This is a genomic window from Leptothrix cholodnii SP-6 (assembly GCF_000019785.1).
GTDB lineage: Bacteria > Pseudomonadota > Gammaproteobacteria > Burkholderiales > Burkholderiaceae_C > Sphaerotilus > Sphaerotilus cholodnii.
On the sequence record NC_010524.1, the window covers coordinates 1,224,541 to 1,239,036 of the forward strand.

General features: G+C 67.7%; 10 protein-coding genes and 1 CRISPR repeat array. Of the genes, 2 read left to right on the top strand and 8 right to left on the bottom strand.

Annotation, left to right across the window (positions count from 1 at the left end):
• Positions 1-73: 73 nt before the first annotated feature.
• Positions 74-988 (bottom strand): AEC family transporter, encoded by a 915-nt coding sequence (locus LCHO_RS05725; protein ID WP_043704886.1) that lies wholly within the window; start codon positions 986-988, stop codon positions 74-76.
• A gap of 69 nt (positions 989-1,057) precedes the next feature.
• The gene (locus LCHO_RS21985) at positions 1,058-1,864 is read right to left on the bottom strand and encodes a 4'-phosphopantetheinyl transferase family protein (protein ID WP_012346175.1); all 807 of its coding nucleotides are present in this window, start codon (positions 1,862-1,864) and stop codon (positions 1,058-1,060) included.
• Between the two features lie 171 nt (positions 1,865-2,035).
• Here LCHO_RS21985 and LCHO_RS05735 point away from each other — a divergent pair, with 171 nt between their 5' ends.
• Both LCHO_RS05735 and xerD read left to right on the top strand, forming a co-directional pair.
• The gene (locus tag LCHO_RS05735; protein WP_012346176.1) at positions 2,036-3,013 is read left to right on the top strand and encodes a tripartite tricarboxylate transporter substrate binding protein BugE; all 978 of its coding nucleotides are present in this window, start codon (positions 2,036-2,038) and stop codon (positions 3,011-3,013) included.
• Positions 3,010-3,948 carry a site-specific tyrosine recombinase XerD gene (gene xerD / locus LCHO_RS05740; protein ID WP_083772684.1) on the top strand — a complete coding sequence of 313 codons (939 nt, stop codon included), beginning with the start codon at positions 3,010-3,012 and terminating at the stop codon, positions 3,946-3,948. The genes LCHO_RS05735 and xerD overlap by 4 nt, the downstream gene beginning before the upstream one ends.
• Positions 3,949-3,951: 3 nt before the next feature.
• Here the strand turns inward: xerD and LCHO_RS05745 are convergent, their stop codons facing one another.
• The 6 genes from LCHO_RS05745 to cas4 all read right to left on the bottom strand — a co-directional run bounded on the left by LCHO_RS05745 (position 3,952) and on the right by cas4 (position 14,496).
• Entirely contained in the window at positions 3,952-4,704 is a 753-nt protein-coding gene (locus LCHO_RS05745; RefSeq protein WP_012346178.1) for an amino acid ABC transporter permease, read from the bottom strand.
• 66 nt (positions 4,705-4,770) lie between these two features.
• Complete coding sequence (locus LCHO_RS05750; RefSeq protein WP_012346179.1) at positions 4,771-5,622, bottom strand: basic amino acid ABC transporter substrate-binding protein; 852 nt, start codon at positions 5,620-5,622, stop codon at positions 4,771-4,773.
• Between the two features lie 122 nt (positions 5,623-5,744).
• On the bottom strand, positions 5,745-6,767 hold the full coding sequence (locus LCHO_RS05755; RefSeq protein ID WP_012346180.1) for a metal-dependent hydrolase: 1,023 nt from the start codon (positions 6,765-6,767) through the stop codon (positions 5,745-5,747).
• A gap of 656 nt (positions 6,768-7,423) precedes the next feature.
• A CRISPR array of direct repeats spans positions 7,424-12,335; the repeat unit is 37 nt; unit sequence GTTTCAATCCACGCCCGCCAGTTTCCCGGCGAGCGAC.
• Between the two features lie 188 nt (positions 12,336-12,523).
• Positions 12,524-12,814 (bottom strand): CRISPR-associated endonuclease Cas2, encoded by a 291-nt coding sequence (gene cas2, locus LCHO_RS05760; protein WP_012346184.1) that lies wholly within the window; start codon positions 12,812-12,814, stop codon positions 12,524-12,526.
• A 12-nt stretch (positions 12,815-12,826) separates the two neighbouring features.
• On the bottom strand, positions 12,827-13,858 hold the full coding sequence (gene cas1c, locus LCHO_RS05765) for a type I-C CRISPR-associated endonuclease Cas1c (RefSeq protein ID WP_012346185.1): 1,032 nt from the start codon (positions 13,856-13,858) through the stop codon (positions 12,827-12,829).
• Positions 13,858-14,496 (bottom strand): CRISPR-associated protein Cas4, encoded by a 639-nt coding sequence (gene cas4 / locus LCHO_RS05770; RefSeq protein ID WP_012346186.1) that lies wholly within the window; start codon positions 14,494-14,496, stop codon positions 13,858-13,860. Before cas4 ends, cas1c begins: the two co-directional genes overlap by 1 nt.

The following is a 14,496-nucleotide window of genomic DNA, read 5'->3' on the forward strand; positions in this document are numbered from 1 at the left end:
GGGATAACCCGGCGCGGCCCGACGCGGCCCGGCCCGACGCGGCGTCAAGGCCGCCTGTGCGCTGCGGGCCGGCTCAGCCGCCGAGCCCGCGGGTGGCGGCAAACGCCAGCATCGCCAGCGGCACGCTGAGCATGCCCAGCAGCGTCGATGCCGTCACCAGGCCGGCCACGTAGGGCCCGTCGCCGCCCATGCGCGCGGCCAGCACGTAGCAGCTCGACGCGGTGGGCAGCGCCGCGAACGCGACCAGCACCTGCGCCTGGCCATCGGGCAGCGCCAGCAGCAGGCCCAAGCCGAGCGCGACCGCCGGCAGCACCGCGTGGCGAATCGCCAGCAGCCCGGCGGCCAGGCCCGGCGCCTTCTGCAGGCCGCCGAACTGCAGGCCCGCGCCCACCGCCATCAGGCCCAGCGGCAGGGCGGCCGCGCCGATGCGGCTGAGCGTGATGTCGACCGTGGGCGGCAGCCGCAGCCCCGCCAGGTTGGCGATCAGCCCGGCCACGGTGGCGAGGATCAGCGGGTTGTGCAGCAGCTCGCGCAGCGTGTTCTGGCCGCCGTGGCGCGACAGCGACCAGACCGCACCCAGGTTGCACAGCGGCACGCACAGCGCGATCAGCAAGGCGATCCAGGCCACCGCCGGCGCGCCGCCCAGCCGCTCGGCCAGCGCCAGCGCGACGTAGGAATTGAAGCGGAACGCCACCTGCGCGCCCGAGGCCTGCAGGTGCGCATCGATGCCCGGCAGCCGGCGCAGCAGCGTCGCCAGCACGAAACCGGTGGCCACCACCAGCATGCCGCCGGCGCCCAGGCTGAGCGTGGCCATCGGTGCCAGCGGGCTCTTGACGATGGACGTGAACAGCAGCACCGGAAACAGCAGCCAGTACACCATGCGCTCGGTGCCCGACCACACGCTGCGGTCCAGGGCGGTGTAGCGGCAGACCAGGAAGCCGACGACGATCAGCAGGAAATCCGGCAGCAAGAGGAGGGCATGGCTCAGCATGGCGCCGAGCGTAGCCGAGCCGACGCCGCGCGCCCGGCGTGCGATGCCTGTGCCCGCCCGGGCGCGTCACGCACCCAGTTCGTCGAGCGCGTGTTCCCGCACGGTCAGGGGGCCGTCATGGCCGCGCACGGCCACCGCGGCGATGCCCGACTCGTCGCTCAGGTCGACGATGCAGTAGCTGGCCTGTTCGCCCTTGCCGGCCGAGCCGTAGCGGATCGTCTGGACCGGCAGGTCGGCGTCGACCTCGAACCGGTTCGGCGCCTCCGACAGCCCCGCGCCAGCGGCCTTGAGCACCGCCTCCTTGCGGGTCCAGATGCGCAGGAAGAGGTCGTCGCGCACGCCATGGATGCGGGTCTGCAGGACGTTGAACTCCTGGCGCGCGAAGTAGGCGCGGGCGAGCTGGTTGCGGTCGAGCACATGGTGGCGCTCCTCGAGGTCGACCCCCAGCTCCAGCCCCTCGATCACGCCCAGCAGGTAGCCCGATCGGCTGCGACTCAGGTTGAAGCCGATGCCCCCCTCGGTGTGGCTCAGGGCGGGCTTGCCGTTGCGTCCGGTCGATATCGGGATGGCGCGCGGCGGCCGCCCGGTGTAGTGCGCCAGCACGCGGCGCACGAACGCCCGGCCCATCACGAACTGGCGGCGCTCCTGCGGAAACAGCAGATCGGCAGCGCGGCGCACCTCGGCCTCGTCCAGCAAGGCCAGATCGGCGTTCAGCGACGCCTTGGCATCCAGACGCAGTCGCCAGACATCGAGCCGTGGGATCGTGCGGGCGGCAGCGCCGGCCGGCGGCAGGGGCCGACCGACCGCCTGCACCGGGCTGTCTTCGGTGCCGCATTCGGTGCTGTCACCGGGGTATCCGCTGAAGGGGTTCATGCCGTCGGGTCGCCTTTGATACCGGTGATGCCTGCACGCCGAGTTTCAGCGCTGGGCCGGCGGCGCGATTGAGCACCGTCAACGCCGCCTTGTCGGCGCGCCGCGCTAGCATCGGCGGCAGCCGACGCCGCACCGGCCGGTGGCCCTCCAACTCCTGCGGAGAATCGATCCATGCAAAGACGTCACCTGCTGCTGACCGCCCTCGTTGCCGCGCCCCTGGCCGGCCTGCCGCTGACGGCCGGTGCCCAGGCCTGGCCGACCCGGCCCATCAAGCTGGTGGTGCCGTTCGCACCCGGCGGCACCACCGACATCGTCGCCCGCACGGTGGCCGAGAAGATCGGCGCCTCGCTCGGCCAGACCGTGGTGGTCGAGAACAAGGCCGGTGGCGGCGGCATCATCGGCGCCGACGCGGTGGCCAAGTCGGCGCCCGACGGCTACACGCTGAGCATGGCCACGGTCTCGACCACCGCGGCCAACCCGGCCATCAATCCGAAGATCCCGTACAACACGATCACCGACTTCGTGCCGATCATCAACATCGCGGCCACGCCCAACGTGATCGCGGTGCACCCGAGCTTTCCGGCGCGCAACTACAAGGACTTCGTGGCCGTGCTCAAGAAGAGCCCCGGCCGCTACAGCTTCGCCAGCTCGGGCACCGGCACCATCCAGCACCTGCAGATGGAGCTGTTCAAGAGCCTGACCGGCGCCTTCGTGACCCACATCCCCTACCGCGGCGCGGGCCCGGCGCTCAACGACACGGTGGCCGGCCAGGTGCAGATGATGTTCGACAACCTGCCGTCCTCGCTGCCCTTCATCAAGGACAACCGGCTGATCCCGATCGTGGTCTCGGCGCCGCAGCGCCTGGCGGTGCTGCCCGACGTGCCGACCTTCAAGGAGGTCGGCCTGGAGCCGGTCAACCGCATGGCCTACTACGGCCTGCTCGCGCCCAAGGGCACGCCGCAGGCGGTGGTCGACAAGATCCACGCCGCCACCAAGGCTGCGCTCGAGGATGCCGATGTGCGCAAGCGCATCGAGGCCACCGGCTCGCTGATCGTGGGCAACACGCCCGAGCAGTTCGCCGCCCAGATCAAGGCCGAGTTCGAGGTCTACAAGAAGGTGGTCGTGCAGCAGAAGCTCGCGCTCGATTGAGCCCGGCCGCTCCGCGCCGGCCGGCCACGCCGGCGCCCGTCGAGGCTGCCGATCAGGCCGTGATCGACCGCTTCATGGACGCCCTCTGGCTCGAGGACGGCCTGTCGAAGAACACCCTCGCCGCCTACCGGCGCGACCTGCAGGGCCTGGCTGCGGCGCTGCCCGCGCAGCAGTCGGCCGGGCTGCTGCAGGCGAGCGAGGCGCACCTGCTGGGCGTCATCACCGCCCGCCACGCCCAGACCCGCGCCAGCACCGCGAACCGGCGGCTGACGGTGTTCAAGCGCTTCTACCGCTGGGCGCTGCGCGAGGCGCTGTGCAGCGCCGACCCCACCCTGCGCCTGAGCGCGGCGCGCCAGCCCAAGCGCCTGCCGGGCACGTTGAGCGAGGCCCAGGTCGAGGCGCTGCTGGCCGCGCCGGCGCTCGACACGCCGCTGGGCCTGCGCGACCGCGCGATGTTCGAGCTGATGTACGGCGCCGGCCTGCGCGTGAGCGAGCTGGTGTCGATCCGCACGCTGCAGCTGGCGCTGGTCGACCAGGTGCTGAAGGTGCTCGGCAAGGGGGCCAAGGAGCGCCTGGTGCCCTTTGGCGGCGAGGCCCGGCACTGGATCGAGCGCTACCTGACAGAAGCCCGCCCGGCGCTATTGGCCGGGCGCAAGTGCGACGCGCTGTTCGTGACCGTGCGCTGCGCCGGCATGACCCGCCAGATGGCCTGGAACCTGGTCAAGAAATACGCCCGCCAGGCCGGCATCACCGTGCCGCTGTCGCCGCACACGCTGCGCCACGCCTTCGCCACCCACCTGCTCAACCACGGCGCCGACCTGCGCGCCGTGCAGCTGCTGCTCGGCCACGCCGACATCTCGACCACGCAGATCTACACCCACGTGGCGCGCGAACGGCTCAAGCAGTTGCATGCCAGGCACCACCCGCGCGGGTGATGGTCAGTTGCCGCGCAGGTGCGCCGGCGCCTCGAGCCGCTTGGCCAGCGTCGACAGCGTCAGCGTCAGGATCAGGTAGATCAGCGAGATCGCCAGATACGGCTCCCAGTAGCGCGAGTACGCGCCCGCCACCGTGCGCGCGGCCAGCGCCAGCTCGGCCAGGCCGATGGCCGAGACCAGCGACGAATCCTTGATCAGCGTGACGCCCTCGTTGACCAGCGCCGGCACCATGCGCCGGAAGGCCTGCGGCAGCACCACGAACCGCATGCTCTGCGCGTGCGTGAAACCCAGGCTGTAGGCCGCCTGCGTCTGGCCGCGGTGGATGCTCTGGATGCCGGCGCGGAAGATCTCGCTGATGTAGGCGCCCGCGTTCAGGCTCAGCGCCAGGCAGCCCGAGAAGAACGCACCGTGCTCCTGGCGGAAGGTGCGCGCCGATTCGCCGGCCAGCAGCCAGCCGTGATCGGGGTGGATCAGCGCGGGCATCAAGGCAAAGTGCACCAGCAGGATCTGCACGAACAGCGGCGTGCCCCGGAAGAAGGTCACGTAGCCCACCGTGAAGCCGCGCAGCAGCTTCATGCCCAGCACGGCGGCGGCCGAGCGCGGCCGGGGTGCGTCGCGCGAGCTGCTGATCAGCCCGAACAGCACCCCCAGCGCCAGCCCGACACCGATCGCGACCAGCGTGAGCTTGATCGTCATCAGGATGCCCTCGACGAACAAGGGGCCGTAGCCGGCCAGGATTTCCCAACGCAGATCCACTGTGATGTCTCCAGATGCATGCCCGCGGCAAGCAGGGGGTGGCCCCGGCTTGCGCTGTCGTCGTGCTTACTTCGAAGCCGCGGCCTCGGCCGCTGCCGGCGCCGCACCGAAATACTGCGCGTAGATCTTGTCGTAGGTGCCGTCGGCCTTGATGTCGGCCAGGCCCTTGTTGATCTTCTCCAGCAGCTCGGCGTTGCCCTTCTTGACGGCGATGCCGTACTGCTCGGGCGCGAAGCTGGTGTTGTCGGCCACCGTCTTGAACTTGTCGGCCGGGTTGTTGGCCACGTAGTGGATCACCACGCCGTTGTCGGCCACCACCGCGTCGACGCCGCCCGATTGCAGCTCTTTCAGGGCCAGCGGGGTCGACTCGAACCGCTTGATGTTGGTGCTGTTCTTGCCCAGCAGCTTGGTCACCACCTCGTCGCCGGTGGTGCCGGTCTGCACGCCCACCTTGAGCTTCTTCAGGTCGGCGAACTTGGCCACCTTGGAGGTGTCCTTGACGGCGATCAGCTGCTGCGCATCGAAGTACGGCGCGCTGAAATCCATCGTCTGCTTGCGCTCCTCGGTGATCGTGATCGACGACACCAGCGCGTCGCGGTCACCCTGGCCGAGCGCGTTGAAGATGCCTTCCCACGGCGTGTTGACGAACTTGACCTCGATGCCGGCCTTGGCCGCGATGGCCGTGACCACGTCGATGTCGAAGCCGACGATCTCGCCCTTCTCGTTCTGCAGCTCGAACGGTGCGTAGGCGGCGTCGGTGCCCACCACGTAGACCTTGGCGGGCGGCGGCGGGGGCGCGGCTGCGGCCGAGGCAGCCGGCGCGGCGGCTTCTTCCTTCTTGCCGCAGGCGACGAGCACGAGGGCGGCGGCAACGAAGCCGGCGGTCTTCAGGAAACGACGCGTGGTCCAGCGGGTCATGGGCATCCTTGGTAAAGGTGTGGGGGTGGGGGGTGGGGGCAGTGGTGCCGCGGTAGGGGTACGCCGCCGCCGCATGCGGCAGACAACGAAACAGTGTAATTGCGCACGATCCCCGTGTGCCTTCAGCGCGGCGGTGCGACCGGCACGCCGCCCATGCGGCGCCACAGCCACGACACGCTGGGCGCGAACGGCGCGCGGCTGCCGGCCGATTCCGCGCGTGCCATCGGCAACCATGTGCCGGTGGCCTCGTCACGCCGGGCGATGGCAAAGCGGAACACGTAATGGGGCTGCTGGCCCATGCGCAGGTCGGAGAGCAGCAGCTGCCCGTCCGGATGCGCCTGCAAGGCCCAGAAGCCGTCGCTGAACCTGCGGATGCGCGTCAGTCCGTCATGGGCCTGCAACGCCTGCGCCAGCGGCCGGCCCTGGTCGAAGCGGTCGAATCGGATCGGCCCAGGTCCGTCCAGCAGCGAGTGGAAGCCCTCGTGGAACTGTCCGTTGCCCACCGACACCACCCGCCACAGCACCGAATTGAAGGGCGTCGGCGTGGCCAGCACCTGCTCGGCCGGCAGCCCCTGCGCCCGCAGCGAATCCCGCGCCTTCGCCAGCACGTGCTGCTGCACCGCGGCGCCCCAGCCGAGGTAGGCCAGGCCGAGCGACAGGCCCACGACGTTGGCCCGGCGGGCGCGTTCGGGCGAGGCCGCGCGCAGCGCCGCCACCACGCCCACCGCCCAGGGCACGGTGACCATCGGGTCGATGATGAACACGCTGCCCAGTCCCCAGGCCTGATTCGTGAACGGCAGCAGCACCTGGGTGCCGTAGATGGTGAGCAGGTCCAGCAGCGGATGGGTCACCAGCGCCAGCCAGAGCGCGGCCCACCAGCGCCGCCATCGATCGGTCTCGCCGTGCCAACGGGCCACGGCCAGTGCAAACGGCAGCGAAAACAGCGTGAGCCAGAAGAGCGCATGCGACTCGGCACGGTGCAGCACCATGTCGAGGATCGGATCGCCCTGGTCGATCAGCACGTCCAGATCGGGCAAGGTGCCCGCCAGGGCGCCCCAGGCCGCGGCCTTGGCGGGCCGCGCCGCGCGGCCCATCACCGCCATGCTCACCGAGGCACCCAGCACGAGTTGTGTCAATGAATCCATGCCCCGGATTAGATCGCGGGATCGCCCGCCTGCCGCGCCTGACCGGACGATCCTGCGCGGCAATCCCCCCGCTGCGCATGCGCAACCCGGCCTCGGGTTTGATCACCGGCGCGGCAATGTCCTGAAACAAGGGCTCGGGTTTGGCAAACAGGCGCTGCGTGCAAGGGCACATGGACCACGGAGTTGCCAAACACGAGCACGGTGTGCAGGCACACCGCAGCACGATGTGACTGCACATCGACCCCGGGTTTGATGAACTCGACCTCCCGTTTGGCAAACGGAGCATCGATGGGGGTCACACCGCGGGTCTTGTTGTATGCACATCGACCCCGGTGTGCCCTCGCACGCAGGTCTTGTTTGGCAAACGGAAGGTCATGTTGGTCAAACCCGGCGCTCAGCTTGCCCGACCGGCCAAGTCCATTGGCCTGCGCGCACCCCGTGTTGCATGCACGTCGTCGTGAAGTTGCCCAAACGGCAGGGCCTGTTCGACTGACGTCTGCGGTTGATTCTGAAGTGTCGAGGGGGGCAGGGGCAGGGCGGGGGGGGGGGCGGTTGGGGAAGATTGTTCGGTGTGCGGGGCAGTTGTGGGTGCAGTTGAGTCAGACTCATGGGCGGTTGAGCAGCGCAGCCGGCTACGTCGCGAAGTACATCGCAAAGTTTCAATCCACGCCCGCCAGTTTCCCGGCGAGCGACGCTGGCCGGCTGCCGGTGCACCGCGTGCGCGATCGGTTTCAATCCACGCCCGCCAGTTTCCCGGCGAGCGACACGGCGCCAAGGTCGACGCCGAGCACCTCTCGGTGGTTTCAATCCACGCCCGCCAGTTTCCCGGCGAGCGACGCCGTGCAGACCGACGAGGTCTTCACCCTGGCCAAGTTTCAATCCACGCCCGCCAGTTTCCCGGCGAGCGACGGTGCGTGGCTTCCCACAGCCAGGCGCCCAGTCTGTTTCAATCCACGCCCGCCAGTTTCCCGGCGAGCGACCCTTCGGCTCGTAGCCGAACTTTTCCTTGAACTTGTTTCAATCCACGCCCGCCAGTTTCCCGGCGAGCGACGGCCTGTGGCCCGGAGCCGGAGCCAGTGAGTACCTCGTTTCAATCCACGCCCGCCAGTTTCCCGGCGAGCGACGACCTGAAGGGCCTCGTCTCGCTCGGCTACGGCACGTTTCAATCCACGCCCGCCAGTTTCCCGGCGAGCGACTTGATCGTCTTGTGGCGCTCGATGATCGAGTGGTGTTTCAATCCACGCCCGCCAGTTTCCCGGCGAGCGACCTTCACGCCGTCTGCAATGGCCGAATCAGCCTGCAGTTTCAATCCACGCCCGCCAGTTTCCCGGCGAGCGACGATCGCCTTGATATTCGCAATCGACTGATCGAATGTTTCAATCCACGCCCGCCAGTTTCCCGGCGAGCGACGGATTGCAGCTTGTCGGGCGAGCCTTCGGCCGAGCTGTTTCAATCCACGCCCGCCAGTTTCCCGGCGAGCGACATGAGTCGCGCTATTCGCTATCTTCTGCAGACGTCGTTTCAATCCACGCCCGCCAGTTTCCCGGCGAGCGACGCCGCGTGATGCGCTACTCCACCGAGCAACTTCGTGTTTCAATCCACGCCCGCCAGTTTCCCGGCGAGCGACGGGCCTGCTCGACATGTACCGCGTGTACGCGCGCTGTTTCAATCCACGCCCGCCAGTTTCCCGGCGAGCGACGGCATGCAGATCACGATCACGATCGGCGGCGTCGGTTTCAATCCACGCCCGCCAGTTTCCCGGCGAGCGACCAGCGGCAGGCCTTCCTCGACCAGCTTGCTGGCGTTTCAATCCACGCCCGCCAGTTTCCCGGCGAGCGACCGCCTGGATGACGCAGGACGAGGTGCGAAGCATTGTTTCAATCCACGCCCGCCAGTTTCCCGGCGAGCGACGCCAGTCGAGGCGGCCGATGAGCAGGCAGCACAGGTTTCAATCCACGCCCGCCAGTTTCCCGGCGAGCGACGGACATGACGACCGACGAGCGCACGCACATTCGGATGTTTCAATCCACGCCCGCCAGTTTCCCGGCGAGCGACGACACGACGAGCGATAGGCGTGACCATGCCCAAGAGGTTTCAATCCACGCCCGCCAGTTTCCCGGCGAGCGACTTCTTGGCGCCGGTCATGTCGATCTCCTTGGCGATGTTTCAATCCACGCCCGCCAGTTTCCCGGCGAGCGACCTCAACGCCAGCAATGACAGTACCGACAACGGGAAGTTTCAATCCACGCCCGCCAGTTTCCCGGCGAGCGACCAGCACGAAGCCTCATACGGCCGCCCTCAGCCAAGTTTCAATCCACGCCCGCCAGTTTCCCGGCGAGCGACAAGCTCATCAGTGCCCAGTTGCTGCGCAAGCGATGTTTCAATCCACGCCCGCCAGTTTCCCGGCGAGCGACTCCTGGTTTCCGGCGGTACCGAATGCGTGACGATGTTTCAATCCACGCCCGCCAGTTTCCCGGCGAGCGACGCGATGGGCGGCGCGGGGTGTCCTGCGCCATTGCGTTTCAATCCACGCCCGCCAGTTTCCCGGCGAGCGACCCGCACCGGCGCCGGCCAGGTTGCCGTGGTTGGCGTGGTTTCAATCCACGCCCGCCAGTTTCCCGGCGAGCGACTGCCCAGCAAGCTCGGCATCAACCGGCTCGATACGTTTCAATCCACGCCCGCCAGTTTCCCGGCGAGCGACGACAGCGAGCCGGTCACCCAGGCTACCTGCGCATCGTTTCAATCCACGCCCGCCAGTTTCCCGGCGAGCGACGTTCTTGCTTCGGTCGTCCAGATGGCAATAACTGGTTTCAATCCACGCCCGCCAGTTTCCCGGCGAGCGACCTTGTACTGCCAACCCGGATCGCCTCGGCTGCATGTTTCAATCCACGCCCGCCAGTTTCCCGGCGAGCGACTTGCCCATCGCCACCGCCTCATCGATCACATGCGCGTTTCAATCCACGCCCGCCAGTTTCCCGGCGAGCGACCATGATGTGCGCGTGCCGCAGGACACTACAACTGGTTTCAATCCACGCCCGCCAGTTTCCCGGCGAGCGACGTTCTACAGCACCCGCCGCGTTGGCGGTGGTGCCGTGTTTCAATCCACGCCCGCCAGTTTCCCGGCGAGCGACATGCGCAGCTGCAGGTATGCGGCATCCTTGGCACGGTTTCAATCCACGCCCGCCAGTTTCCCGGCGAGCGACCCAAGACCATTGCGAGCACATCCTCGCAATGGTCGGTTTCAATCCACGCCCGCCAGTTTCCCGGCGAGCGACCCCGCGATCTGGCGATCGAGCAGATCAACGAGATGTTTCAATCCACGCCCGCCAGTTTCCCGGCGAGCGACCGGCTGTCAGGCCGGTCAGCACCGCGGGCAGCGTGTTTCAATCCACGCCCGCCAGTTTCCCGGCGAGCGACGCAGTGCTGTCGTGATAACCGAGACGGCAGCAGCAGTTTCAATCCACGCCCGCCAGTTTCCCGGCGAGCGACGTCCTCGGCTTCGGAGATCGGCTTGGTGATGTCGGTGTTTCAATCCACGCCCGCCAGTTTCCCGGCGAGCGACCCGGTGCTGGTGGCGCCCGTGCGCAACGCCGCCGGTTTCAATCCACGCCCGCCAGTTTCCCGGCGAGCGACAGCGTTTCACCGGCCGCCAGCGGGATCGTGATCGAGTTTCAATCCACGCCCGCCAGTTTCCCGGCGAGCGACACTGCTCAGTTGGGCGGGTTGAAGATTGAAAGGGTTTCAATCCACGCCCGCCAGTTTCCCGGCGAGCGACCCATCCATCTCCACCAATATGCGGAGGTGCTTGTTGTTTCAATCCACGCCCGCCAGTTTCCCGGCGAGCGACGACGGGGGCGTCGAGAACGGCGGTGGTCATGACGGGTTTCAATCCACGCCCGCCAGTTTCCCGGCGAGCGACTGGCGTTGTGGGGGTAGATGCCGTAGGGCGTCAGGTTTCAATCCACGCCCGCCAGTTTCCCGGCGAGCGACCCACGAGTCATGATGTTTTGCGCCCGAGCGGAGACGGTTTCAATCCACGCCCGCCAGTTTCCCGGCGAGCGACTAGCCGACCATTCGTGATCTGCCGCGAAAACGTCGGTTTCAATCCACGCCCGCCAGTTTCCCGGCGAGCGACAGCAGGCCGCAGGGCTTGGCGCCGGCGGTGACGCGGTTTCAATCCACGCCCGCCAGTTTCCCGGCGAGCGACAAAGGGGCGCTTGCGCAGGGGATTACCATGACAGGGTTTCAATCCACGCCCGCCAGTTTCCCGGCGAGCGACTCGATCACCTGCTGCGCCACCTCGGGCTGCACGGTGTTTCAATCCACGCCCGCCAGTTTCCCGGCGAGCGACCGGGGCCGGTGAACGCGATGCGGCCGGTGCGCTTGTTTCAATCCACGCCCGCCAGTTTCCCGGCGAGCGACCGTGCATCACGCTGGCCGAGGCCAAGCTGCATCTGTTTCAATCCACGCCCGCCAGTTTCCCGGCGAGCGACCCAGCCGCCCTTCTGATCCGTGAAGTTGTTGCCGGTGTTTCAATCCACGCCCGCCAGTTTCCCGGCGAGCGACCTGGCGCGGTTCGAGCGCATCAACTCCAAGGGCGAGTTTCAATCCACGCCCGCCAGTTTCCCGGCGAGCGACTTGCCGTAGGCCAGCGTCCAGCTGTTGTGCACCATGTTTCAATCCACGCCCGCCAGTTTCCCGGCGAGCGACGGCCGGTGGTGGTGGTCGAGGGCGAGAAGTGCGCCGTTTCAATCCACGCCCGCCAGTTTCCCGGCGAGCGACTTTCGGCGGCACGATCACGTATCGTGGTGGCCGCGTTTCAATCCACGCCCGCCAGTTTCCCGGCGAGCGACGGCCATGGGGGCTCCTATGTGGGGGTGAGGTCTTGGTTTCAATCCACGCCCGCCAGTTTCCCGGCGAGCGACGTGCTGGGCGGCATGCTGCCGAGGATCATTTCCGCGTTTCAATCCACGCCCGCCAGTTTCCCGGCGAGCGACGGGCTGTTCTTGCCGCTGCCGCTGTTGGTGATCATGTTTCAATCCACGCCCGCCAGTTTCCCGGCGAGCGACCGGTGCGTGGGCAGGTGGCGTAATCTGGGCTGGCGTTTCAATCCACGCCCGCCAGTTTCCCGGCGAGCGACTCCTTGGGGTTGGTCTCTGTGGCCGCTGGCTGGCTGTTTCAATCCACGCCCGCCAGTTTCCCGGCGAGCGACCCCTGCGCCGCGTGCAGAGCACGCTCGACTTGTCGTTTCAATCCACGCCCGCCAGTTTCCCGGCGAGCGACCTTGCATGACCTGCCGCCCTTCACCAAGGGCGAGGTTTCAATCCACGCCCGCCAGTTTCCCGGCGAGCGACCCAGTCACAGTGGCGCCTGAGGCGGCCAGGCGCAGTTTCAATCCACGCCCGCCAGTTTCCCGGCGAGCGACATCGCTACCCGCCTGGGGTGCCGCTGATGCAAACCGTTTCAATCCACGCCCGCCAGTTTCCCGGCGAGCGACGACGTTGGATCGCCGCTCAATCCAGCCGGCGGCAGTTTCAATCCACGCCCGCCAGTTTCCCGGCGAGCGACTCCGCGTGTCCAAGTCCTTGAAAACCTTGCCCAACTTGCGCGTTGCGCGCGAACCTGGACGGCGGTTCCTTGCGATTCAGAGCCATCAGCGATGACCGCTGCATGCTTTTCCTTGCGGGACAGGGACTTGCGGCTTGCGCGAACCCTGAGGTGGCCGGGGAGGTCACTCGGGGTTCGCGCGAAGACGATCATAGAACCAGCGGATCCTCGAAATCGGTGGCCTTGAACTTGCCATGTTCGCGTACCTCGCAGCCACGGGTGTCGGCCATGCGGTACAGGCGCAGGCAGTCGGTGTCGAGGTCGATCTCGTTGAGCAGGCGGCGCTCCAGGTCTTCCATCTGGGCCAGGTTCACCTGGCATTCGAAGACCGATTTCTGCACCCGCTGGCCGGTGCCTTCGCACACCCGCGCGACGCGGCGCAGGCGACGGCGGCCGGCGCGGTCTTCGGTGTTGACGTCGTAGCAGACGATCACGAGCATGGCCGTCTCCCTTCAGCGCATCGCAAATGGCACGTAACTCGGCGCCTCGCCGCGCACATGGCGCGCCAGCAACCGCGCCTGCACCAGCGGCACCAGTCCGAGCGGAACGCTTTCGGCCAGCAGCGGGTGTGTCAACTCCTCCTGCTTGCGCTCCTGATACGCCACCACCACCGCCTTGCGCGCATCGCCCTCCAGCAGTACGGCGCCGCCTTCACGCTCCACGAAGTCGTCTTCGTTGACCTGCGCGCGGTTTACCAGCGTGAGCGCCAGCCGGTCGGCGAACGGGCGAAACTCCTCCATCAGATCGAGCGCCAGCGCCGCGCGCCCCGGCCTCAGTGCATGCAGAAAGCCCATCTGCGGATCGAGCCCGGCGGCCTCGATGGCACTGCGGCAGTCGTTCATCCACATTGCATAGAAGAAGCTGAGCAGCGCGTTCATGCGGTCGCGCGGCGGGCGGCGGCTGCGGCCGTTCATCTGGAAATGATCGCGCCGGTCGGCACGTACCAGCAGGTTGAGCGCGGCAAAGTAGGTGCGCGCGGCCTCGCCCTCGATGCCGCGGAGGACGTCGAGATCGGCCGCCGCGGGCAGTGCGCGCAGGCTGGCCGCCAGGTCTTGTGCGGCGCGGGTGAGCTGGGCTTCTTCACCCGGATCCTTCGATTCACGGGCGCCGCGCAGCAGCACCTGGCGCTGGTTGCGCAGCTTGCCGGCCACGATGCAACGAGCCGCTTCGAGCGTGAACGCGGCGCTGTCGACCGCCTGGTGATGGGCGCGGCGCAACAGCACGTTGCCGCTGGTCTCGCCTTCCAGCCGCGCCTTGAAGCGGCCGTTGGCATCGAGCAGCACGAGGGCGATGCCGTCTTCGGCCAGCCGGTGCATCAGCTTGGCGCTCAGGCCGACGTGGCCGAAACACACCACCGCCTGCAGATGGTGCAGCGGCACGCGCAGGCGGGTTTCCTTGTCTTCGTCGACCACGCGCAGGGTGTCGTTGTCGAGCCGCAGGTAGCTGTCGGGCAGGGTGATGTAGAGGGTGTTGAGGAGTTGCATCAAAGCTCCGGGTCGAACAGTCGGGCGCGCACATCGACGCCGGTGTGCATCTGCCGCCAGGCTTCAGGCTGGCAGCGGTCGCGCAGCGAGCAGCCTTTGCAACGCCGCTCGTCGGTGGTGGGTGGCGGCAGCGTGCCGCCGGTCAACATGGTGCGGATGGCTGCCGCGGTGTCGGCCACCTGCTGGCGCAGTTCGGTGCTGATCGGCACCACCCGGCGGCGCTTGGAACTGGCGTAGAAGATCGCGCCCTCGGGTACCGGGTGACCGCTCATCGCCTCCAGGCACAACGCCTGGGCGGCCAATTGAAGATCGTCAGCCGCAGCGATGTCTGCGGCCTTGTGGCGCGAGCCGTGTTTGTATTCGACCGGATAGGGGCTGCCGTCGGGTTCGAACTCGACCACGTCGGTCTTGCCGATCAGGCCCAGGGTGTCGTGCCAGACCGGCAGCGCACGCTCCACCCGCAGGCCCTTGCGGATTTCCATGCCGGGTTGATCGACCTGCTTGTGCACGGCCTGGCCACGCAGCGTGTGCAGGTTGTCGTCGAAGGCTTGTTCGAGGTGGATCAGGCCGCATTGGCGTGGGCAGTAGGCCCAATGCTGCAGGGCCGAGAGAGGGAGGGGGTCGGGTTCTTCGGTCAT

Coding starts and splice junctions, on each gene's coding strand:
- LCHO_RS21985 (WP_012346175.1), bottom strand. CDS start 1,864: ATGAACCCCTTCAGCGGATACCCCGGTGACAGCACCGAATGCGGCACC.
- LCHO_RS05735 (WP_012346176.1), top strand. CDS start 2,036: ATGCAAAGACGTCACCTGCTGCTGACCGCCCTCGTTGCCGCGCCCCTG.
- LCHO_RS05750 (WP_012346179.1), bottom strand. CDS start 5,622: ATGACCCGCTGGACCACGCGTCGTTTCCTGAAGACCGCCGGCTTCGTT.
- LCHO_RS05755 (WP_012346180.1), bottom strand. CDS start 6,767: ATGGATTCATTGACACAACTCGTGCTGGGTGCCTCGGTGAGCATGGCG.
- cas2 (WP_012346184.1), bottom strand. CDS start 12,814: ATGCTCGTGATCGTCTGCTACGACGTCAACACCGAAGACCGCGCCGGC.
- cas1c (WP_012346185.1), bottom strand. CDS start 13,858: ATGCAACTCCTCAACACCCTCTACATCACCCTGCCCGACAGCTACCTG.
- cas4 (WP_012346186.1), bottom strand. CDS start 14,496: ATGACCGAAGAACCCGACCCCCTCCCTCTCTCGGCCCTGCAGCATTGG.